A 22,400-nucleotide genomic window follows, 5' to 3' on the forward strand; every position below is an offset into this window, starting at 1 on the left:
CTACGTCCGGGGACGCCCACCAGCTTGTGCCCGCAGCCCGGCCAAAAAGGTCTCTATCAGCTTGTGCAGCGTGACTCCGGCATCAAGCGGCAGGTTAAAGCCGCCCCCCGCCTGCAAAGTGGCAAAGCCATGCAGCATGCTTCGCAGCCCGCGCACCATATGCACGGATTCATCACCCTGCAAGCCGTAGGCGGCCAGCACCTGCCGGACCAGCTCAACGGATTTTGCCGCGGCTTCCTGCGTTTCGGCATCCTGCCAATCGGCCGCCCGCATGGTGGCCTCATAAATGCCGGGATGCCGTCGGACAAAATCGACGTAAGCAGCGGCTACTGCATGGACGGTTTTATCCTTTGCGCGTTCGGTGGCATAGGAAGTTTTGTCCTCGGCTTCTTTTAGGGCATACAAGGATTCGCTATTGGCCCGGTCGGGAACAAGCCCGTCATCGAAAGACGCTCGTTCGGGGGCGATAGGCACCGCTGCATCGTTGACATGCCCGGCGTCGGTCATTTCAGACTCGGCGGCAGCATGCGGCGTACGTTGATCCGTATCGCAGCCCGCATCGCCTTTGGCGGCCACCTCCTTCGCAAGCTCAACTGCTGCGGCCATTGCCTCATTCAGCTTTCGCATCCCGTACAATGCCAGCTTCCGGCGAAGCGCTGGGAGGCCTTCCACATGGTTGTACAGCGAAGGCGGCCGGACGTTCAGCTTCTGGGCCAGCGTCGACAGCGTGACCGCGTCAAGGCCGTTTTCGTCGGCAAGCTCGGCAGCCGCCTGCAAAATAATCGTTGCATCCAATCCTGCGCGCGGAGACATGCACGTCCCTCCTTGTCCGTTAAGTTGCTTTCATGATCGATTCGTTGTTCCTTTGGTCGTTTCGTTGCTCCTTGCTCGTTGCGTCGCTCCTTGCTCGTTTCGTTACTCCTTGCTCGTTTCGTCGCTCCTTGCTCGTTTCGTCGCTCCTCGTTCGTTGCGTCGCTCCTTGCTCGTTTCGTTGCTCCTCGCTCGTTTCGTCGCTCCTTGCTCGTTTCGTTGCTCCTCGTTCGTTGCGTCGCTCCTTGCCGTTTCGTTGCTCCTCGCTCGTTTCGTCGCTCCTCGCTCGTTTCGTTGCTCCTTGCTCGTTTCGTTGCTCCTTGCTCGTTTCGTTGCTCCTTGCTTTGCCTGACCCCTAATTCTCCGTGCTTGCTGCGCTAGTGCCCGCCTTACGGAGGTTTTTCTCTCTTGATGGTCCAGTTTGCTTATCGTGCCTTTCTTTTTGCAAATATTCCCTTGGCTGGACAAGCAAGCGGCGGGATGAGGCCGTTGGACAGGTTGGACCAATCAGCTGGATGCTGGCCATGGAACGAGGAAGCGAATAGGTGCAAAGCCGCACTTAATTTCCAACCTTTCCCGTCCCCCTCGCGAAATAATAACCTAGACGCACTTATTTCTTAAAAAAAGGGCGGAATCTGCAGAATTCAGAAGAAATAAATGCTTTATTGCATCTATTCGGTAAAAAATGATGGTTTTCGGTACAAATAGGTGCTTTTATGCACTTACGGTCCATTCATACGAGTGGGAGACCTTCTGGAAAGTTGGAGATTCGGGTCATAACCGCCCGTTTGTGCAGACGAACATAATCCTCCTTTCCAACCTACGATATTGGAAGGGCCACTAGTTCCGCTTGTTCCGCTAGTTTTTCCGCAAGTTCGCTAGTTCCGCTAGTTCTGCTTGTTCCGCCTGTTCCGCAAGTTCGCAGGTTCCGCTTGTTCCGCAAATTCGCAGGTTCCGCTTGTTCCCGCAGTTCCGCCTGTTCCGCTTGTTCCGCTTGTTACGCCTGTTCCGCCTGTTCCGCTTGTTCCGCCTGTTCCGCAAGTTCGCAGGTTCCGCCTGTTCCGCAAGTTCGCAGGTTCCGCCTGTTCCGCAAGTTCGCAGGTTCCGCTTGTTCCGCAAATTCGCAGGTTCCGCCTGTTCCGCCTGTTCCGCCTGTTCCGCAAGTTCGCAGGTTCCGCAAGCTCGCTAGTTCCATTAGTTCCGCTAGTTCTGCTTGTTCCGCCTGTTCCGCCTGTTCCGCAAGTTCGCAGGTTCCGCAAGCTCGCTAGTTCCGCTAGTTCCGCTAGTTCTGCTTGTTCCGCCTGTTCCGCCTGTTCCGCCTGTTCCGCTAGTTCTGCTTGTTCCGCCTGTTCCGCAAGTCCGCTAGTTCCGCCTGTTCCGCTTGTTCCGCCTGTTCCGCAAGTTGCTAGTTCTGCTAGTTCCGCTAGTTGCACTAGTTGTGCTTTTTCTCTTTTCGTACTTTTTGTGCTCCCCGTTCCCTTAGAGCCGAACCCAAATTTACTCGTACCATCAGCGGTGCGAATCCATTGCTTGTCTGTCCGGCGGCTGTCCGTGCAGCTTGCGCTCGGCGTTCCGGACCGCCTTTTCCATAACGGCGGCCGGCCGCTCCAGCAGATTGCCATGCCCCACGGCCAGCCAGGCCGGTTCAAGAGCGGCAAGCCGTCGTGCGCTTTCCAACGCCCTTGCTTTGCTCCAGGTCGCCAGCGCAGGGAACGGAAACCGCAGCTTCACCTGGCCGCTTACGGCCGCGCCGCCGCGCAGCTGAAAAGCATCCCCCGCGAAAAGCGCCCCGCTGCGTTCATCCCGCAGCGCGATGGAGCCCGGCGTGTGGCCAGGCGCGGCAATCACCACCAGCGAACCTACGCGGTCTCCGTCTTCGAGCAGCACATTCGGGCGGGTCGTTATGGTGCCCGGCTTCGGCACCCCACCGCGAATCGGGCTCTCCGGTTCACCGGGTTCCAGCGAGCGGTCGCCCGCAAGCAGCCGGACGTCACGGCGGGAAATGCAAACGGCCGCATCGGGCAGCGCCTGCTTCAGTTCATCGAGTGCTCCGATGTGGTCCCCGTGCGCATGCGTGAGAACAATCCGCACGACAGGCTTGCCGATCTCCCGGGCCGCCCCCAAAATCCCCGCCGCGCTGGACGGGAGTGCGGCATCGATCAGCGTCAGCCCGTCCTTTTCTTCAACCAGATAGCAATTTACCGGAAAAAGTGTTGGCAAAAAGGTCAACTGGCTGAACGTCCCTTTTCGAATCAGACGCATACCCGCATCCACCTTCCCTTTTAAAAACTAATGTCGTTAGTTTCATAATAACTAATGCTATTAGTTTTGTCAAAACATAAACTTCCTATTTGACAAATGCGGGAGCTTTCGATACCAATTTGTTTGCGCGCCCATGCCTTCCGCACTGTTCGCCCATCTGCGTTTGCCCCACCTCCCACCGTCTTTTTGCATAACCTGCCGGTCCGCCTACCAGGCTCCCTTTGCCCCCTGCCCGCGATCCCCCTTTTTTTGCATAACCCACAGGTCCGCCTACCAGGCCTCCCTTGCCCCCGGTCCGCCGTTTGCCTCACCTTCCACAGCCTTTTGCAGCACCGGCAGAACCACCTTTCCGGGGCAACTTCGCCTTTCATAACCTTCGGCAACACTCGCAGGTCCGCCCTCCAGGTCAGGGCTGCCTCCCCCGTTCCGCATCTGCGTCGTCTTCCGCACCTCATCCGCATCCCCTGGATCCCCACCCGCCGCCCAAACGTGAAAAAGCGCCCGGAAAACGGCCGCTGCCGTTCTCCCGACGCCTGGAGTTAGCCGCTCCGCCGCAAGGCTTCCCGGGACTACTCCTCTTCGATGAATTCCGTATACTTCTCCGGGGAAAGCAGGCCGGCGAGGGCTTCTTCCGCTCCGTTTTCCGTCTCCAGCTCGACCATCCAGCCGTCGCCGTAGGGCAGCTCGTTGACCAGCTCGGGCTTTTCCAGCAGCGCGACGTTCACTTTGACGACTTTTCCGGCGATGGGGGAAAACAGGTCCGACACCGTTTTGACCGACTCGATCGTGCCGATTCCGTCTCCGGCGCCAACGCTTGCTCCCACTTCCGGAAGCTCCACGAATACGATGTCGCCCAGCCGGCTTTGCGCAAAATCGGTAATGCCGATGCGGACCCGGTTGGCTCCGGCCGGTTCCGCCCACTCGTGCTCCTGGCTGTAAAACAAATTGCTTTTAACCTCGCTCATCACTCGAACCTCGCTTTATCTAATGGATTGCTGGCAGGAGTTGCGAATACGTAATTAAAGTACCGGACCTCGGGTTCGTTGTCAATGGCGAAGAAAAGGAGCGGTTTATTTGCGTCACTTTTGTTGACATTTGGCCCCGATTCCCGTATACATGAAGATGACAAGAAGATACGGCGGATGAACGCAATGGGAGAGACTGCCGGCAGCAAGCGGCGGCGCCGAAGGAGTAAGCCCCCCGGGGTGAATCTCTCAGGCAAAAGGACCATGGCCGGACGCATCTCTGGAGAGAACCCGCTTTTGGCGGGTCACCCAAGGGGAAACTTCCGTCGCGCGACTCGGCGGAAGGTAACTCTCAGGTACAAAGGACAGGGGAAAAGACACGGATAACCCGGCAAGGGCCCGTTTCTTTTTTCCTGTCTTTTTTGCTGCCCGCTTCCCATTTCACGAAAGAGGTGACGAGGTTGACCGATTTGAAACGAACGCCCCTCTACCCGCTTTACACCGAAGGCTTTGACGCGCGCTGCGTGCCTTTCGGCGGCTGGGAGCTGCCGGTGCAGTTCACCGGCATTCAGGCCGAGCATGACGCCGTCCGGCAGCGGGCCGGCCTGTTCGACGTTTCCCACATGGGCGAGGTTTGGGTCACCGGCGCAGGCGCCGAAGGCTTCCTCCAGCGCCTCACGGTGAACGACGTGTCCCGGCTGGCCGACGGAAAAGCGCAGTACAGCCTCATGTGCTACCCTGACGGCGGAACGGTCGACGACCTGCTGATCTACCGGGCGGCGCCCGACCGGTTCTTCCTCGTGCTGAACGCGGCGAATCTGGAAAAAGACCTCGACTGGCTGCGCAGCCATCAAACCGGGGACGTAGACATCCGCGACGTTTCCGAAGAAACGGCGCTTATCGCCCTGCAAGGCCCGCACGCGGCGGCCATCCTGGCCAAAGCCTCGGATGCGCCGGCCGGCGGGCTGAAGCCCTTCACGTTCCTGCCGCAGGCGAACGTGTGCGGCACGGACGCGTTAGTCTCCCGCACCGGCTATACGGGCGAAGACGGCTTCGAACTCTACGTCCCGGCCGGGCAAGCGGCCGGCGTATGGCGCGGCCTGCTCGCGGCGGGCGAAGAATACGGCCTGACGCCGGTCGGGCTCGGCGCGCGCGATACGCTGCGCTTTGAAGCCTGCCTGTCGCTGTACGGCCAGGAGCTGTCCGCGGACATTTCGCCGCTCGAAGCCGGCCTGGACCGCTTCGTCCGGCTGGACAAAGGCGACTTTATCGGCCGCGAAGCCTTGCTGCGACAGGCGGAAGAAGGCCGGCCCCGCCGCCTCGTCGGCATCGAAATGGTCGACCGCGGCATCCCGCGCAGCCACTACCCGGTTTATGCCGGCGACCGCCAAATCGGCGAAGTGACGACCGGCACGCGAGCCCCGTCGCTGAAACGCGACCTCGGCCTCGCGCTTATCGAATCCGCCTATGCGGAGCCCGGCACGGAGGTTTGGGTGGAAATCCGGGGCAAAAAGCTGAAGGCTCAGGTCGTCCCGACGCCATTCTACAAGCGGCCGAAGCCGGGCGCGGGGGCGGCTCAATAAAGAGCGATGTTCGCTCGCCAACGGATTCTTCTCCGATTCGGATACCGGTTGCTGCGGTTTGCGCCGCCCCATGCTGCGGTTGCGGTCATTCACATCCGAACGACGGCAATCGACGGCTGCGGTCTTTCGCTTCCGAACGGCGACAATCGGCAGCCGCTCCTTCCTCATTTACGAGCGGTTCGCAAGACTGACGGGAAGAGCAATCATGCATAAGTGCATCATTTTCCGTCCCAACAAGGGGAAAAGGGGGAACAATGCTGCAAATGTGCAGCATTGTCCGCTTCTATTGCCCCTATCCATCCGCCTGTCGAGAAAAATCCTGCAAAATCGCAGCAATGGTGGATAAACGTTTCTTTTATGCCTGCAATTGCTGCATTTTTGCAGGAAATACCGCTGCGCCGAGGCCGAGGGGAACAAGTAAGGACAGGAACGAAACAATTTCTCGACCATCCAAAGGGACGATTCCCTGCCTCGACAAATAAGGACGCCTATAACCTGCCCCGTCAAGGACGCTTATTCCCTGTCACGTCAAAAAAAGGAAGCCGAAGCAACTCGCACTGCCGCCGTCTTTGTCCAAACGGGACGTTCACTCCGGACGTTGCAGCACGTTTGCAGCGAAACAAGCTTAATCGCCGGGTATCGCCAGGTATCGTCAGGTATCACGGTATTTCCAGGTATTGCCGGTTATCGCCAGGTATCGCGGTATTCCCAGGTATCGTCAGGTATCGCGGTATTCCCAGGTATCGTCAGGTATCACGGTATTGCCAGTTATCGCCTGGTATCGCCAGGTAAAGGAACCCCATCCGCCCGGTAATTGAGAGGCATTATCACACATCAACACCCAAATTCAAAGGAGCGAGGAGAGAATCCAAGTGAAGCACCGCTATTTGCCGATGACCGAAAAGGACCAGGCGGAGATGCTGCAAGCGATCGGCGTCGACACGGTCGACGACCTGTTTGCCGACATTCCCCGGTCGATCCGCTATGAAGGACGATTGCCCGTTTCCGAAGCGCTGGACGAATACGCCCTTTTGCGCCACATGAACGCGCTCGCCGGGCGCAACGCCGATTCGGACCGCTACACGAGTTTTCTCGGGGCCGGGATTTACGATCATCACATCCCGGTCGTCATCAATCACGTCATTTCCCGCTCCGAATTCTATACCGCTTATACGCCCTATCAGCCGGAGATCAGCCAGGGCGAGCTGCAAGCCATCTTCGAATTCCAATCCTACATCTGCGAGCTGACCGGCATGGCGGCCGCCAACGCGAGCATGTATGACGGCGCGACGGCGCTGGCGGAAGCCGGCGCGTTGGCGAGCGGCGCAACACGGCGCAAGCGCATTGTGGTTTCCCGCGCCGTCCATCCGGAGGCGCGCGAAATCCTGCGCACCTCGGCGCGGGGGCTTGGCCTCGAGGTCGTCGAGGTCGCCTGCCCGGGCGGGGTGACCGACCCCGACGCCCTCGCCGCGGCGCTAGACGGCGACACGGCGGCCGTCATTCTCCAGTCGCCGAACTTCTTCGGCTGCGTCGAGGACCTGCCCGCGCTGGAGCCGGGCATCCATGCCGCAGGCGCGCTCCTTGTCGTGAGCGCCAATCCGCTTTCGCTCGGCCTGCTGGAAGCGCCGGGCCGCTTCGGAGCCGACATCGTCGTCGGCGACGCGCAGCCGCTCGGCATCCCCGCTTCCCTCGGCGGCCCGACCTGCGGCTTTTTCGCCGTCAGCGACGCGCTGAAGCGGCGCATGCCCGGCCGGATCGTCGGCCAGACGGTGGACCGGGACGGCAAGCGCACCTTCGTGCTGACCCTGCAAGCCCGCGAGCAGCACATCCGCCGTGAAAAAGCGACCTCGAACATCTGCTCGAATCAAGCCCTGCTCGCTCTCTGCGCATCCGTGTACATGTCCGTCATGGGCAAACAGGGCATGCGGGAAAACGCGCTGCTTAACCTGAACAAAGCGCACTACGCCGCCGAAACGCTGGGCCGGATCAAGGGCGCCTCGCTCGCTTTTGCCGCTCCCTTTTTCAACGAATTTGTCGTCAAGCTTCCCGAATCCGCCGATATCCCGGCGATCAACGAACAACTGCTGCAGGACGGCTTTATCGGCGGCTACGACCTCGGCCGGGACTACCCGGAGCTGAAAAACCATTTGCTTGTCGCCGTGACCGAACGCCGGACCAAAGAAGAGATTGGCGCTTTCGCCGCCCGATTGGAGGAACTCGCATGACGAACGTGAACCCGAACCCGAGCGGTCAGCCCGAAGCGGCTGCTCCGTCCGCCCCCGTCTCCGCTCAGCAAAGCGCTGTCCCCGCCACGGCCGTTAGCGGGCAAACCAAGCCGGAAGTGCCGGAGCAGGAGCAAAAGCTGATTTTTGAGCTCAGCCAGCCGGGACGCATCGGCTACTCCCTGCCGGAATGCGACGTGCCGGAGACCGACCCGGCCGCTTTGATTCCCGCCGGTCTTCTCCGCTCCGAGCCCGCCGCTCTTCCCGAGGTGTACGAGGTGGACGTCATCCGCCACTACACGGCCCTTTCGCGGCGCAACTTCGGCATCGACAACGGCTTTTACCCGCTCGGCTCCTGTACGATGAAATACAACCCGAAGATCAACGAAGACACGGCCCGCTTCCCCGGGTTTGCCAAAATCCATCCGTACCAGCCGGAATCGTCGATCCAGGGTGCGCTTGAGCTGATGCACCGGCTCCAGAACGACCTGGCCGCAATCACCGGCATGGACAAGGTCACGCTCCAGCCCGCCGCCGGCGCGCACGGCGAATGGACCGGCCTGATGCTGATCCGCGCCTATCATGAAAGCCGCGGCGAGCGACGCACGAAGGTGATCGTGCCCGATTCCTCGCACGGCACCAATCCGGCGAGCGCGACGGTGGCCGGCTTCGAGACGGTGACGATCCGCTCCAACGAGCGCGGGCTGGTCGACCTGGAGGCACTGAAGACCGCCGTCGGTCCCGACACCGCCGCCCTGATGCTGACCAACCCGAACACGCTGGGGCTGTTCGAAGCCGAGATCGGGGAGATCGCCCGTATCGTCCATGAAGCCGGCGGCCTGCTTTATTACGACGGGGCCAACTCGAACGCGATTATGGGCATCACCCGCCCCGGCGACATGGGCTTTGACGTGGTGCACCTGAACCTGCACAAAACGATGAGCACCCCCCACGGCGGCGGCGGCCCCGGCTCCGGTCCGGTCGGCGTCAAAGCCAAGCTGATCCCGTTCCTTCCGAAGCCGATAGTGGAACGCAAGGAGGACGGGACGTATTATTTCGACTACAACCGCCCCGAATCGATCGGCCGGGTCAAGGCGTTTTACGGCAACTTCGGGATTCTGGTCCGGGCCTATACCTACATCCGCTCATACGGACCGGACGGCCTGCGCCGGGTTTCCGAATGCGCCGTGCTGAACGCCAACTATTTGCGCAAGCGGCTTGCTCCTTACTACGAAGCGCCGTTCGATGCGATCTGCAAGCACGAGTTCGTCCTTTCGGGCAAAAAGCTCGGGGCCTACGGCGTGCGCACGCTGGACGTCGCAAAGCGGCTGCTCGATTTCGGCTACCACCCGCCGACGATCTACTTCCCGCTTAACGTCGAGGAATGCATCATGATCGAGCCGACCGAAACGGAAAGCAAAGAAACGCTGGACGGCTTTATCGACGCGATGATCCGCATCGCGGAGGAAGCGGCGGCGAACCCCGAGCTGCTGCAAAACGCACCGCATACCACCGTGGTCCGCCGTCCCGACGAAGCGCTGGCGGCCCGCAAGCCGGTGCTGAACTGCTCCTGCGGCGTTTAATTCCTCGGAGAGCCAGTCAGCGGAAGCAAGCGGGGAGATCCATGATCTATGAGCCGTGAACCGCGTTCCGTGATCCATGATCCGTAACCTGTGCCGTGATCCGTAACCTGTGATCCGTGATCCGTAACCTGTGATCCGTGATCCGTGAACCGTGGTGCCCGCCCATACGGCGTCGTTGCCTCCCCTCCCTAAAAAACGTCCCATCTCCGCTAGCAGTGCGGGATGGGACGTTTTATTTGGGCGATATTCTCCAGTGTTATTTCAGCGTTTTTTTGCGTTTATTCAGTTTTTTTGGAAATTCATCAAGCGACGCTTCCCCGCTTCAGGCGACTTTGTCCGCGTGCCCTTTTCCGCGTCGTGTGGTCACCAGCACGCCGAGGAACGCGATGCCGGCCGCGATCCAGAACACCAGATGCAGCCCGGCCAAAGCAGCCTCCGGCTCGCCGACGCCCGTTGTTCCTCCGGCATGCTGGAGCCGGACGGTATAGACCGAAACCGCCATCGCCGTGCCGAGCACCATGCCGACATTGCGGACCAAAGCGTTCAGTCCGCCTGCCACGCCCAGCTTGTTTTGCGGCACGGAGCTCATGATGCTGGCGTTATTCGGGGATTGGAACAAGCCCCCGCCGATGCCGAACAAAGCGAAAACCGGCACGATCGCCGCCAGGCTCGCATGCGCCGTTACGTTGGCAAGCAGCACGAACGCCGCGGTGTTGACCGCCATGCCCGCCGTGGTGAGCAAACGCGCCCCGATCCGGTCCGACAGCCAGCCGGAAAACGGAGCCGTCACCGCCATAAACAGCGGGTAGACCATGACCAGCAGGCCGGTCTTTTCCGGCAAGAAGCCCTGCACGTTTTGCAGGTAGAACGGCGTCAGCACCGTCATGCAGAACAGGGCCATAAAGGAAAGGAACGCAGCCGCGCTGCCGACCGCAAAATCGTGAATGCGGTACAAGCTTAAGTCGAGCATCGGATGAGCGGTTTTCCGTTCATAGAAAAAGAACACCACGAGAAGCGCAAAAGAGCCGGCGATGCCCAGGAGCGTAGCCGGAGAGCTCCAGCCCCATTCTTGTCCATTGGAAACGCAGTAAAGAAGAGCGGCAATTCCGACGACAAACATCACCGAGCCGGCAAAATCAAACGGCTGCCGGCCTTCGGCGGGTTTGTCTTTGGGCAGCAGGAAGAGGCCGGCCGTAAACCCGATGATGCCGATAGGCACGTTGATCCAGAAAATCGATGGCCAGTGCCAGTACCCGACAAGCAGGCCGCCGATGCCCGGTCCCGTCAAAGCACCAAGCGAAACCACGGAGCCGATGATGCCGAGGGCGCGCCCGCGTTCCCGGCTCGGAAACGTTTCCGACACGATTCCCTGGTTGTTGGCCATCAGACAAGAAGCCCCGGCAGCCTGGAGGGTGCGGGACACAATCAATAAAGGAAGCGTAGAGGACAGAGCGCATAGCGCCGAGCCGGCCGCAAACAAAAGAAACCCGCTGTTGAACACGCGGCTTCGTCCGATCCGGTCGGCAATCTTGCCCATTATGGGCAGCAAAGCGCAGATGGTGAGCAAATAGGCGGTCAACACCCATTGGACCGCATGAACGGGAGCGTTCAGGTCCTCCGAAATGGTCGGAAGCGCGACGTTGGCGATGCTTGAATCGAGCGTCGCCATAAAAGAGCCCATTGATACGTTGGCAAGCACGAGCCAACGGCTCGCCCCTTTCTGTGTACGCTCTCCGCTCCCCGAACCGGCAGCGGCGGCATCCTGCGGCGAAGAAGCGGAAGGACCGGATTTAGGCAGTGATATCGAATCGGATTTCATGTGGGATCTCCTTCGGAACAAAATCAACGTGTAATGGTTTGGAATTCATTTATTTTACTACTAAACTATTGTCTACGCAACTATCTCAGCCAACGAAAAAACGGATTCGCTGGAACGAATCCGTTTCACGGGGTCTGAGCTTAGTGTGCTTGTTTTTGAAGCGGTTTATGCGTCAGGCCGCCGGACGAGGTTGCGTCAGGAATGAACGGACTGAACGATCTGGTCGGCCACCCGGTGCAGCGGCAGCACGTGATCGACGCAGTTCATCTCCACCGCTACCCTCGGCATGCCGTAGACAATGCAGGTTTCTTTCGCTTCGGCGATCGTCGTGGCGGCGGCCCCCGACTGTTTCGCGGCCGCCATCGCCTTTGCGCCATCCCCGCCCATTCCGGTCAGGATGACATAATGCCGACGGAACTGGCCCAGCTGCGAAACCGAAGCAAAAAGCGTATCGACTGAAGGCCGATGGCCGTTCACCGGTTCGTCCAAGGTGAGCACCACGCGCAGCGCGCCGCCCGAATAATCCGCCGTCATATGGTAACCGCCGGGCGCGATATAGGCCGTGCCCGCCTTGACTATTTCGCCCTGCTCGGCCTCTTTGACCCGAATCCGGCAAAATTGATCCAGCCGGTTGGCCAGCGACTGCGTAAACTTGGGCGGCATGTGCTGAACGATCAGGATCGGGGCGCTGAAATTTTCCGGAATCATCCGCAGGACGACGTCGAGCGCCTTCGGACCGCCTGTCGATGTTCCGATGGCCACCAGGTCGCGGAATGCCGACGCGCCGACGGAAGTCGAGGGCGTACCCGAGACCGTTTTCATTTCCGGGCGCGGCATGGCAGCGGCGTAACCGGCAAAGGGCGCCTCGTTTTTCGGAATGGACGGTTGAACCGGAGAAGACGCCGGTGTCTGCGCAAGCGGCTGCACGGAAGACGGAGCTTTGCCCCGGGGCTCCTTCTCTCCTGCGGAAGTCGCGGCTTTGCCCCGGGACTCCTTCTCTCCCTGAGAAGGCGCGGCCTTGGCCCGGAGCTCTATCTCCTCCAGGGGCGCCGCGTTCTTTGCCCGCAGTTCCTTTCCCTCCACGGGTGCCGGGTTCTTCGCCCAGGATTCTTTCTCCTCTGAAAGCGCCGCGTTCTTCGCCCGCAGTTCTTTCCCCTCCGGAGATGCCGGGTCCTTTGCCCGGGCTTCCTTCTCTCCCGCAGGCGCCGCCGGCCGTCGCGGCTCAGGTGCCGGCCGCTGCTCCGCCGCTTTGGCGAAGATCGCTTTGTCCGTGCCTCCAAGCGCTTTCACCTTGGCGATCAGTTCTCTATTTACTGTGCGGATATCGTTAAATGAACCGTTGGACGGTTTGGCGATAAAGTCGGCCGCTCCGCGTCGCAAAGCTTCGATCGTGGTATTGGCGCGCTCCGTCGTAAGCGAGCTGACCATAATGATCGGCACCGGATATTTCGCCATGATGGCTTCCACGGCGTCCAGACCGTTCATGCCCGGCATCTCCACGTCCATCGTGACGACATCGGGCTTCAGCCCTTCGATTTTCTCCAGGGCGTCCAGACCGTTACGCGCCGTCCCCACGACAGCCAATTCGGGGTCTTCCTCGATCATTTGGGAAATGATTTTACGCATAAAAGCCGAATCATCGACAACCATTACTTTCGTGTTCCTCATGAAGCCATCTTCCTTCCCCGACCTACGGTTGTCGTCCTTCTGCAGCGCCGTCCGCGCCCTGCTTCTTCGCCTTGCGGCAAAACAAGCCGGTCCAAACGGCTGCCGGAAAGATGGACGCGGTCCTCTTGTTGGAACCAAAGCCCCTAACGAAATTTTATAATTTTTCCGGGCCCGCTTCAACCTCCGCCGGCAGGATTGGACAAGGTTTTCCGGCTTGGCCGCATGGCGGAGGCGAAAAACGGCCCGCACCGCCCTTTTTCGCAGAAAAAGAGACGGCTTGCGGGCCGAGTGGCGTGATAACGAGGCGAGCAAGAAGCGCGGCGGCGGAGTGCGCAGCGGGCGAAGCGCGACACGCGGAACGCACGACGGGCGAGGCGCACGGCGGCGGAGTGCGCAGCGGGCGAAGCGCGACACGCGGAACGCACGACGGGCGAGGCGCGCGGCGGCGGAGTGCGCAGCGGGCGAAGCGCGACACGCGGAACGCACGACGGGCGGGGCGCGCGGCGGCGGAGTGCGCAGCGGGCGAAGCGCGACACGCGGAACGCACGACGGGCGGGGCGCGCGGCGGGGCGCGGCGACTTAGGGACCTTATGCAATAGTGACCAGAAGACGATTAAAGTCCGATCGCCAACGCTTCCGATTTGCTCAACGGCCGCTGTAACGGTTGCCACAGCGCTTATTTGCCCAAAAAAGAGGGGTTGCGATTTCTAACGGTTGCCACAGCGGCTATTTTTGCTTTTTTGCTTGCTTTCGGCTCGTTTCCCCCGTAATAAGCGCTGTGGCAACCGTTAGATTTATTAAAGAGCCATTTTGACCCAAATAAGCGCTGTGGCAACCGTTAGCCACAAAGGCCACTGCGCTCGACTAATAATCAAGCTTCGGAGTTTGTTTTACGATCAAAGTTGCGTATGACATCAGACAAATCGAGAAAGCTTTGGGCCAACCGCTTGAGGTTAATGCCCCTGCAAGCAGAATGGCGGTCATCGAAAACAAATTAAACCAAGTATGGTATCCCTAATTCATCTCATTTTGCCGGGACGTCAGTGTGATCCAAACGAATCCACCCTCTGGTGCAACCCTTCCTCTCACCTCAAAACATGCATGCGGAGGCTTTTTCGCCAATGGATGAACGTTGCGAATAAAAAAGCGGATCGGAGAAAGCCTGAGGCCTTCCCGGATCCGCTTTTGTTCGTCACGCCGGCTGTTATTCGGCAGAGTACCGCTGTTATCCGGCGGGATGCCGCTCCATTGTCCGGCTAATGGTCGGCCGGTCCAGCCGGTACAGGTTCCGGTACCGCGGGAAGTTGGCCATCAGTTCGGCGTGGGTGCCACGCATAACGATCCGTCCCGCTTCCATAAAGATCACTTCGTCCATCCGCTCCACGCCGACCAGGTGATGGGTGACCCAGATCAGCGTTTTGCCCGCGAGGGCGGTTTCGAAGGTGGCGAGGAGCTCGCGTTCCGTACGCGGGTCCAGACCGACCGTCGGCTCGTCAAGAATGACGACAGGTGCGTCCTGCAGCAAAATTCGCGCAAGCGCGACGCGCTGCCGCTCCCCGCCGGAGAACCGCTGACCGGCTTCGCGCATCGGCGTGTCCAGCCCCTCCGGGAGGCTGTCGACGAGCGCTCCAAGCTGCGCCTTGCGCGCCGCTTCGGCGACCTCGGCGTCTTCCGCGTCGGGGTTGCCCAGCCGGATGTTGTTCGCCAGTGTCGTGTCGAACAAATGCGGGCTTTGGTTCAGCACAGAGATATACGCCGGAATCTTTTCGCCCCAGGAGACCGCGTCCCGGCCGTTCAACCGGACGGTTCCGGAGACCGGTGCAAGCGCGCCCTGGATCAGCTTGAGGAGCGTGGATTTGCCCGCTCCGCTGCGGCCAAGCACGGCAATCCTGCGCCCCTGCGGGATGTCGAGCGAGATGTCCGCAAGCGCGGCAGCCGGAGCTGCCCCGGCGGTTCTGACCGCCGCAGCCTCCCCGTCTCCCTCGTAGCGATAGCCCGCATGCTCGAGCCGGATATGCGCCTGGGCTGCATGGCTGCGCGCGGAGGACGGCGCCGGGTTATCCCCGGCGCTTGCCGCATCCGCCGCTTTCTGCGACAGCGGCGTATCACCGAAGACGCGGGCAGAATCGGCCGTTTCCTTCGGCAGCCCGGCATTGCCGGCTCCCCGCGCCAAAATCGCCGCCCTGGCGCCGGCTTCCGCTCCGTCTCTCTCCTTCCCCTCAGCCTCCGAAACAGGCACGAACGAGCCGGACCGCGCCGAGCCATCAGCGCCAACTTCCGCTCCATCTCTCCCCTTCCCCTCAGCCTCCGAAACAGGCACGAACGAGCCGGACCGCGCCGAGCCATCAGCGCCAACTTCCGCTCCGTCTCTCCCCTTCCCCTCAGCCTCCGAAACAGGCACGAACGAGCCGGACCGCGCTTCGATGTCCTCCAGCCGGAACAGCGACTCCCGGTAAGGCGGGATTTTCTCCACCGCCTCCGAAACCGGGAGGAACGCGTCCATCAGCGGAATGATCGCTAGGACACAGGCCGCGATCATCGTCGCCGGGATGCGGCCCGCATCGTATTGGCCGCTCGCCCAGACGGCGATCAGGATAACGGCCACGCCCGACGTAAGCTGCGCGGCGAACGTTCGCCAATGCGCGAAGCTGCGCAGCCGGCGGTCGAGGGCCGCCACCTTGCGCTCGTCCTCTTCGTAACCGGCGACAAACGCGGCCGAGCGGCCGCTGATTACCCAATCGCCGATGCCGAGCACCGCGTCCGTCAGCTTGCCGTACAGCGCCCCGCGCTCGGTCCGCATCCGTACTTGGGCGGCCTTGGTAATCCGAAGGGACAAGTACGGCAGCAGCACAAGCAGGATCAGCAGGTAAACCGCGGTCAGCAGCCCGAACATCGGGTCAAAAGCTCCGATCACGCCGACCACCGCGGCGTAAAGAAGCACGGAAACCGCGGCGGGAAAAATCGTCCGCAGGTAAACATTTTGAAGCTGCTCGATGTCTTCCGCCAACACGCCGAGCAGATCGCCGGTCGCAAACCGGGACCGGACGAACAGAGCCTGCGGCTCCAGCACGCGGTACAGGCGGACGCGCATTTGCGACAGCACCTTCAGCACCGCGTTGTGGCCGATCAGCCGCTCCACATAATGCAGCACCGAACGGGCGAGGCCGAACGTGCGCACCCCGACGATCGGGACGTACACCAGCAAGATGTTTTCAGGCGGGATCGAAGACTTGGAAATGAGAAAGCCGGACGTAAACATCAGCATGCCCGCCGAAAGCAGCGTCAGCGCGCTGAGCAGCACAATCGCCGTAAAGCTCGCGGCGTGCGCACGCAGATAAGGGGCCAGCCAGCCGTTTCGTTTCATTCCATCCCCTCCTCTTCATCCGCTGCAACCAGCCCGTAGTAGACGCCTGTGGCCGCCAGCAGCTCTTCGTGCGTCCCCGCTTCCGCCACTTTGCCGTCATGTATCACCAGGATCAGGTCCATGTCGGGCATCCAGTGAAGGCGGTGCGTGGCGAGAAAGACAAGCCTGCCTTCAAAAAGCGGCAGCATCGTTTCTTTGAGCTCATATTCCGTTTCAATGTCCAGGTGCGCGGTCGGCTCGTCCAGCAGCATCACCGGACGCCGGCTCAAGAAAGCGCGGGCGAGCGCCACGCGCTGCTCCTGTCCGCCGCTTAAAGAACGGCCTCCTCCGCCAAGCGGCTCGTCGAGCCCGTTCGGCAGGCTGCGGATCACGTCCGCAAGGCCCGCCGCTTCCGCCGCGGCCAGCACTTCCTCACGGCTCGCTTCCGGATGGTAAAACCGGATGTTGTCGGCGAGCGAGCATTGGAACAGGTACGGCTGCTGCGGAATATAGGTGATCTGGCTTCTCCAGCCGTCCGACGCCAAATCCGCCGGCGCTCCGTCTACCAGAACGCGTCCGCTCTGTGCCGGCAAAAAACCGCCGAGCGCTTCGATCAGCGTCGATTTGCCGGCTCCGCTTTCGCCGATGACGCCGATTTTGCGGCCGCCCCGCGTCTTAAACGTGACGCCGTTCAGAGATGCGACTCCTTCCGCCTCGTAACGTACCGTCAGCCCTTCAATCTCCAGCACGGCAGCCGGATCGCCTACCCGCTTTGCGATGGAATCGGCCGTTGGGCCAGACGCGTCTGCCGCCGGATCGCCCAGCCGCTTTGCGGCGGGATCGGCCGTTAGGCCAGACGCGCCGAACACCGCTTCAGGCGACTTTGCCTGCGGCGTTTCCCCTCCGTTCGCGTCTTCCCGGCCTGCCTCCGCCGGGTCCTGCGCGTCCAGCACCGCCTGGATCGTCTCCCCGGCCTGCTTCCCGTTTTGGGTCGCGTGATAATCGTTCCCGACCATCCGCACCGGGAGGAAATATTCCGGCGCCAGGATCAGGACCGTCAGCCCGGTGACCAGCGTCATTTCTTCCTCGATCAGCCGCAGGCCGAGGCCCACCGCAACTAGCGCGATGGACAGCATCGTGAAAAAGTCGAGGGCGAACGACGAGAGAAACGCGACGCGCAGCGTCTTCATCGTAGCCGACCGGTAGCGGTCGCTGACCCGGCGGATGCTTTTGCTGTGCTCGCGGCTGCGGCCGAGCACCTTGAGCGTTTCCAGCCCGCGCAGCGAGTCCACAAAATGGTTCGACAGCACCCGGTACGTCGCCAGCTGCTTATTGGTTTGCGCCCGCGCCGCCAGGCCGACCAAAGCCAGAAACACGATCATGATCGGCAGGGTTATCGTGAGGATTACGCCCGAGGACGCGTCCCGGTAGTAAACATACAGCAGGATCAAGCCCGGCACGACGCCCATCGAGATCATCCGGGGCAAAAACAGCTCTAGGTATGTGCGGAACTGCGTCACGCCCTCCAGCGCAAGGGTGACGAGGCTGCCCGTTCCTTTCTCGCGGGCAAACCGGGGGCCAAGCTGAAACAGCCGCTCCAGCAGCCGGGCGCGCAGCCCGGAGGCCGTCTTTTCGGCGAACCGGTACGCGATTTTCTGCTGCAGGAGCGAGAGCACTTGGCGGACAATGAACGCCAGAAGGAACAGCAGGCTGACGCCATACTGTTCCCGCATCGGTTCGCCGGCAAAAAGCGACGAAAGCAGCTCCGCCAGCCACTTGGCTTGAAGGATGATGGCGGCGGCCTGAAGGAGCGTAAGCCCCGTCAGAACCGCCATCACCGGGCGGATGCCTTTGAATTTTAAGAGTCCTTTTCCCATCAGTACTCCAGATGCTGCTTCTCATGCACCCGTTTGTGGAACACGAAATAGCTCCACGCCTGATACCCGAGCACAAAAGGAAGCAAAGTGAGCGCCACGATCGTCATCACCCTCAGCGAGTAATGGCCCGAGGCGGCATTGTGAATCGTCAGACTGAACGCTTCGCTGATCGAGCTGATCATGACGCGGGGGAACATCCCCACGAATACGCCCGAAAACCCGAGCGCAATGACAAGCCCCGTCATGCCGAACGCCCAGCCGTCTTTCTTGAGCTTCATGAAATAGCCGGCCAAGAGGAACGCCACCGCGCCCGCGGCGGCCATCAGGATAAGCGCGAGGCCGCGTTGTTCAAACATATCGGTCATGGTGTACGTCAGAATAGCGAAAGCAACGACCAGAACGGCGAGCGGAATCAGCAGCTTCCGCGCCAGCGAGCGGGCCCGGTCCTGCAATTCCCCGCTCGTGCGGAGCGTAGTAAACACAAGGCCGTGCACCAGGCAAAGCATCAAAACCGTAACGCCTCCGAGCAGAGTATACCCGTTGACCATATCGAAAATTCCGGCGCGCATCTCCATGTCTTCCCCGATTGGAAGACCCTTCATCAGGCCGGCGAAAACAACGCCGAACAGAAGCGGGGGCAGCAGGCTGCCGAGGAAAACGGCCCAATCCCAAGTTTTTTTCCAGGCTTCGCTGTCGCCTTTGCCGCGGAATTCGAATGCGACGCCGCGGGCGATGAGGGCCAGCAGCACGACGACCAGCGGGGTATAATAGCCGCTGAACAAAGTCGCGTACCAGTTGGGAAAAGCGGCGAACATCGCGCCGCCGGCGGTGATCAGCCAAACTTCGTTGGCGTCCCAGAACGGGCCGATGGAGTTGATCAGAACGCGCCGTTCCCCGTCCGTGCGGGCCAGCAGCTTGGTCGACATGCCGACCCCGAAGTCGAAGCCTTCAAGGAAGAAGAAGCCGACGAAAAGAACCGCAACGAGAATGAACCAAAGTTCGTTAAGAGACATCGTTAGGACCCCCTTTGCCAAACGGATCGGCGGACACCTTCGGTTTCGTGTCTTGCTCCAGCGTCCCTTTTTTAATTACTTTCACGAACAGGTAGGTCATGACGATCGCGAGCATGGTGTAAATGAGCGAAAACGAGATGATCGAGAAAAGGACCTGCCCGCCCGTCACCGAAGGCGAAACGCTTTGCTCGGTCTTGAACAGGCCGAACACGGTCCACGGCTGGCGGCCGACCTCCGTCATGATCCAGCCCGCCGTATTGGCGATAAACGGCATCGGAATCCCCCAGACCAGCGCGCGCATAAACCACGGCTTCGCCGAATCCATCCGCTTGCGCCACGCCAGGTACAGCACGCCGGCCATCAGCAGGAAGCTGACGACGCCCGCCCCGATCATGATGCGGAAGCTCCAATAGGTGGTTTTCACCGGCGGGATGTAGTCGCCGGGGCCGTATTTTTGCTGGTATTCTTCATTCAGCTCGAGCATGCCCTTTACCTCTCCGGAAAACTTGCTGTAGGAAAGGAAGCTGAGCAGACCGGGAATTTGAATGTCAAAATCGTTCTTTTGGTTCACCGTGTCGATCTTCGCAAATACCGACCAGGGCGCCGGGTCTCCGCTCTTGCCCCATTGGGCTTCGGCGGCGGCCATTTTCATCGGCTGGGTTTTAACCAGGTATTGCGCCTGGGCGTGACCCGAAAAAGCGATGCCGAAGAAGGCGATCAGCCCGACGACCGAGGAGATCAGCAGCATCGGCTTGAACAGCTCTTTCTCTTGCTTCTTGAACACCTTCCAGGCGCTGACGCCGGCGATAAAAGCCGCGCCCGTCAGGAAAGCGCCGAAAATCGTATGCGGGAATTCGACCAGCAGCTGGCCGTTCGTGATCAGCGCAAGGAAATCATTCATCTCGGCGCGCCCGTTGTTGATTTCAAACCCGACAGGCCGCTGCATGAACGAGTTGGCGAGCAGAATCCAGAACGCCGAGAACACGGTGCCGATAAACACCAGCCAAATGCACATGGCATGCAGCTTTTTGGACAACCGGTCCCAGCCGAAAATCCACAGGCCGATGAACGTCGATTCCAGGAAAAAGGCGAGCAGCGCTTCAACCGCAAGCGGCGCGCCGAACACGTCGCCGACGAAGCGGGAATACGCGGACCAGTTCATGCCGAACTGGAATTCCTGCAAAATCCCCGTGACCACTCCGACCGCGAAGTTGATTAAAAACAGTTTGCCCCAAAATTTTGCTAACCGTTTGTACTCTTCTTTGCCCGTCCGGACGTACATCGTTTCGACGATCGCCACGAACAAGGCCAGACCGATGGATAGCGGCACAAAGAAAAAATGATAAATCGTGGTAATCGCGAACTGCAGCCGCGAAAGCATTACCGGATCCATACCCAGTCCCCTTTTCTAGAATTTCTTTGGTTTGTTGGTTTAGAAGAATTATCACATTATGATTTATATCACAATTGATGTGTGGCGGATCACAGTATATGCGGCGATTTTGTGTCAGATTTCACAATACTTTGTGACATTTCTCATTATTTTTGATATGGTCGACAAAAGGCGCATTTCTTACCCGAAAAAGGACAAAATCCGCTGTTCCCGATGACGCCTCCTGCCCTGTCCTTCTCTTTCCTGCCACCGCTAAAATAAGTAAACCAAGCCTCTTGACTCTCCTCTTGGAGGAGCCCTTACACTTTCATTTGAAAGGAGTTGGCCGCATGCTGCATACCGTCAAAGAAGTCGCCGCCCTGTCCGGCGTTACCGTCAAAACGCTTCACTATTACCACAAAATCGGCCTGCTTGCGCCGCGCCGGATCAGTGACGCCGGATACCGGCTCTACGGGGCGGAAGAACTGGAACGCCTGCAGCAGATCATGGCGTACCGGGAGCTGGATTTTCCGCTGGAGGAAATCGCCCGGCTTCTGACAGGCAATCCGGAAACCGCGGCGATTCTTTCGCGGCAGGAAGAACTGCTTGTTCAGCGCAAACAGCGGCTGGAGACCATCATTGAAACGCTGCGCAAAACAAAAGCCAACAAGGAGGATGGAAACCCGATGAACGAAAAGGAGCTGTTTCGGGGTTTTCAAACGGAGGCCCAATGGAACGAGGCGCTTCGGGAGCAAAACGAGCATTTGGCGGAGTCTTACGGGGTGGATTTGCTCGCCTCGGGAGAAAAGGACGTTGCGAAACTGAACGATGCGGCTTCGGAAGCAGCCGGATTTCTGCAAGCCATGGCGGAAGCGCTGCGAACCGGCATCAGCCATACGGACAACCAGGTAACCGCACGGATTGAGCGGCACCTGGCATTTCTGGAGAGGAGCGACCTGCCGTCAACCGCGGCCGATTTGGCCGCACAGACGCGGTTCTTTCTCGGCGATGAGTTTCACCGCCGGATGCTTGAAGAGCAGCAGACCGGGCTGGCCTATTATCTCTTCGTCGCAGCTGACGCTTTCTCCGGCGCCGGCGGCAGGTAGTTCCGTCCCGGTATATGTGCGGTTCGGCGCATCCCTCTCCGCGATAGAGAGCCGTTACGGACATGGGGAACTGTGGAGCAGCTTAAGAAGTAACAGGGCTAGGAACTGATTGCTGCAATTGTGCAGGATTCTTTCTCATAAAAGGCGAGGAAAGAAGGCATTGCTGCAAATATGCATTAATCTGGGGCTCCAACAAGCGAAAACGCCCGATTGATACAAAAAATCCTGCACAATCGCATCATTTTATTTTTACAGCGCCCCCTGCGATTCATAAACCTGCACAATTGCAGCAATAGTGCCGGGCGAGGAGGAAAAGGAACGCCGCAAGCCGTAAAAGCAGCCAGGACCGCGTGTGCAAATAAAAATCCACCTGCAAGAGATAACAGAAAGTCCGGCATTGCGAACATTCGCTTCTCTGGAAGATGGATGCATTAGTAGTTGAAGAACATGAAAAAGAACCATCCAGCAATATGAACGGCAAAATGACGGTTTCACGCGGGTTTCTCTATATAGGCGGGGATCTGCGCGGTCAGCGGTATTATTGCCGCCGCATCGGTCGCCGGAGACTTCGCGCTTGCACTTGGAAGTTTGCGGCTGTGCGATAAGAGGCGCATCAGCACAGCCCGGCTTTTCGCTCTCAAGCCGGAAGTCGCCAGCCCGGCGGTATTGCTGCCCCTGCAGTTAGCCGGGGGCTTCACGCTATCAAGCCGGAAGTCGCCAGCCCGGCGGTATTGCTGCCCCTGCAGTTAGCCGGGGGCTTAACGCTATCAAGCCGGA

13 protein-coding genes and 2 riboswitches are annotated in these 22,400 nt (G+C 60.0%); of the genes, 4 read left to right on the top strand and 9 right to left on the bottom strand.

The features are described 5' to 3' along the window. The 3 genes from AC6I6H_RS14080 to gcvH all read right to left on the bottom strand — a co-directional run bounded on the left by AC6I6H_RS14080 (position 1) and on the right by gcvH (position 4,037). Entirely contained in the window at positions 1-813 is an 813-nt protein-coding gene (locus AC6I6H_RS14080; RefSeq protein ID WP_497954500.1) for a TetR-like C-terminal domain-containing protein, read from the bottom strand. Between the two features lie 1,506 nt (positions 814-2,319). Then, positions 2,320-3,072 (bottom strand): MBL fold metallo-hydrolase, encoded by a 753-nt coding sequence (locus tag AC6I6H_RS14085; RefSeq protein WP_497954501.1) that lies wholly within the window; start codon positions 3,070-3,072, stop codon positions 2,320-2,322. A 569-nt stretch (positions 3,073-3,641) separates the two neighbouring features. After that, positions 3,642-4,037, bottom strand: coding sequence for a glycine cleavage system protein GcvH (gene gcvH, locus AC6I6H_RS14090; RefSeq protein ID WP_497954502.1), 396 nt, complete (start codon positions 4,035-4,037; stop codon positions 3,642-3,644). A 177-nt stretch (positions 4,038-4,214) separates the two neighbouring features. Beyond that, positions 4,215-4,312: riboswitch (glycine riboswitch) on the top strand. 3 nt (positions 4,313-4,315) lie between these two features. After that, positions 4,316-4,408: riboswitch (glycine riboswitch) on the top strand. 90 nt (positions 4,409-4,498) lie between these two features. Between gcvH and gcvT the strand changes: the two genes are divergently transcribed. The 3 genes from gcvT to gcvPB all read left to right on the top strand — a co-directional run bounded on the left by gcvT (position 4,499) and on the right by gcvPB (position 9,425). Beyond that, positions 4,499-5,620, top strand: a complete 1,122-nt coding sequence (gcvT, locus tag AC6I6H_RS14095; protein ID WP_497954503.1) for a glycine cleavage system aminomethyltransferase GcvT — start codon at positions 4,499-4,501, stop codon at positions 5,618-5,620. Between the two features lie 872 nt (positions 5,621-6,492). Next, a complete protein-coding gene (gene gcvPA, locus AC6I6H_RS14100) occupies positions 6,493-7,845 on the top strand; it encodes an aminomethyl-transferring glycine dehydrogenase subunit GcvPA (protein ID WP_497954504.1) in 1,353 nt (450 codons plus the stop codon). Beyond that, on the top strand, positions 7,842-9,425 hold the full coding sequence (gene gcvPB / locus AC6I6H_RS14105) for an aminomethyl-transferring glycine dehydrogenase subunit GcvPB (protein WP_497954505.1): 1,584 nt from the start codon (positions 7,842-7,844) through the stop codon (positions 9,423-9,425). The genes gcvPA and gcvPB overlap by 4 nt, the downstream gene beginning before the upstream one ends. Before the next feature lie 322 nt (positions 9,426-9,747). Here gcvPB and AC6I6H_RS14110 read toward each other — a convergent pair whose 3' ends face one another. From AC6I6H_RS14110 to AC6I6H_RS14135, 6 genes are all read right to left on the bottom strand, one after another. Beyond that, positions 9,748-11,244, bottom strand: coding sequence for an MFS transporter (locus AC6I6H_RS14110; protein WP_497954506.1), 1,497 nt, complete (start codon positions 11,242-11,244; stop codon positions 9,748-9,750). 195 nt (positions 11,245-11,439) lie between these two features. Further along, complete coding sequence (locus AC6I6H_RS14115; RefSeq protein WP_497954507.1) at positions 11,440-12,912, bottom strand: protein-glutamate methylesterase/protein-glutamine glutaminase; 1,473 nt, start codon at positions 12,910-12,912, stop codon at positions 11,440-11,442. Positions 12,913-14,137: 1,225 nt separating this feature from the next. Continuing rightward, positions 14,138-16,276: an amino acid ABC transporter ATP-binding/permease protein gene (locus AC6I6H_RS14120; RefSeq protein WP_497954508.1), complete on the bottom strand. Its 2,139-nt coding sequence runs from the start codon at positions 16,274-16,276 to the stop codon at positions 14,138-14,140. Next, the gene (cydD, locus tag AC6I6H_RS14125; protein ID WP_497954509.1) at positions 16,273-18,132 is read right to left on the bottom strand and encodes a thiol reductant ABC exporter subunit CydD; all 1,860 of its coding nucleotides are present in this window, start codon (positions 18,130-18,132) and stop codon (positions 16,273-16,275) included. Before cydD ends, AC6I6H_RS14120 begins: the two co-directional genes overlap by 4 nt. After that, complete coding sequence (cydB, locus tag AC6I6H_RS14130; RefSeq protein ID WP_497954510.1) at positions 18,132-19,145, bottom strand: cytochrome d ubiquinol oxidase subunit II; 1,014 nt, start codon at positions 19,143-19,145, stop codon at positions 18,132-18,134. The genes cydD and cydB overlap by 1 nt, the downstream gene beginning before the upstream one ends. Then, positions 19,135-20,538: a cytochrome ubiquinol oxidase subunit I gene (locus tag AC6I6H_RS14135; protein ID WP_497954511.1), complete on the bottom strand. Its 1,404-nt coding sequence runs from the start codon at positions 20,536-20,538 to the stop codon at positions 19,135-19,137. Before AC6I6H_RS14135 ends, cydB begins: the two co-directional genes overlap by 11 nt. 329 nt (positions 20,539-20,867) lie before the next feature. On the opposite strand from AC6I6H_RS14135, the gene AC6I6H_RS14140 reads away from it, so the two are divergent. Beyond that, positions 20,868-21,623 carry a MerR family transcriptional regulator gene (locus AC6I6H_RS14140; RefSeq protein ID WP_497954513.1) on the top strand — a complete coding sequence of 252 codons (756 nt, stop codon included), beginning with the start codon at positions 20,868-20,870 and terminating at the stop codon, positions 21,621-21,623. Positions 21,624-22,400 lie beyond the last annotated feature (777 nt).

Source organism: Gorillibacterium sp. sgz306347 (assembly GCF_059735245.1).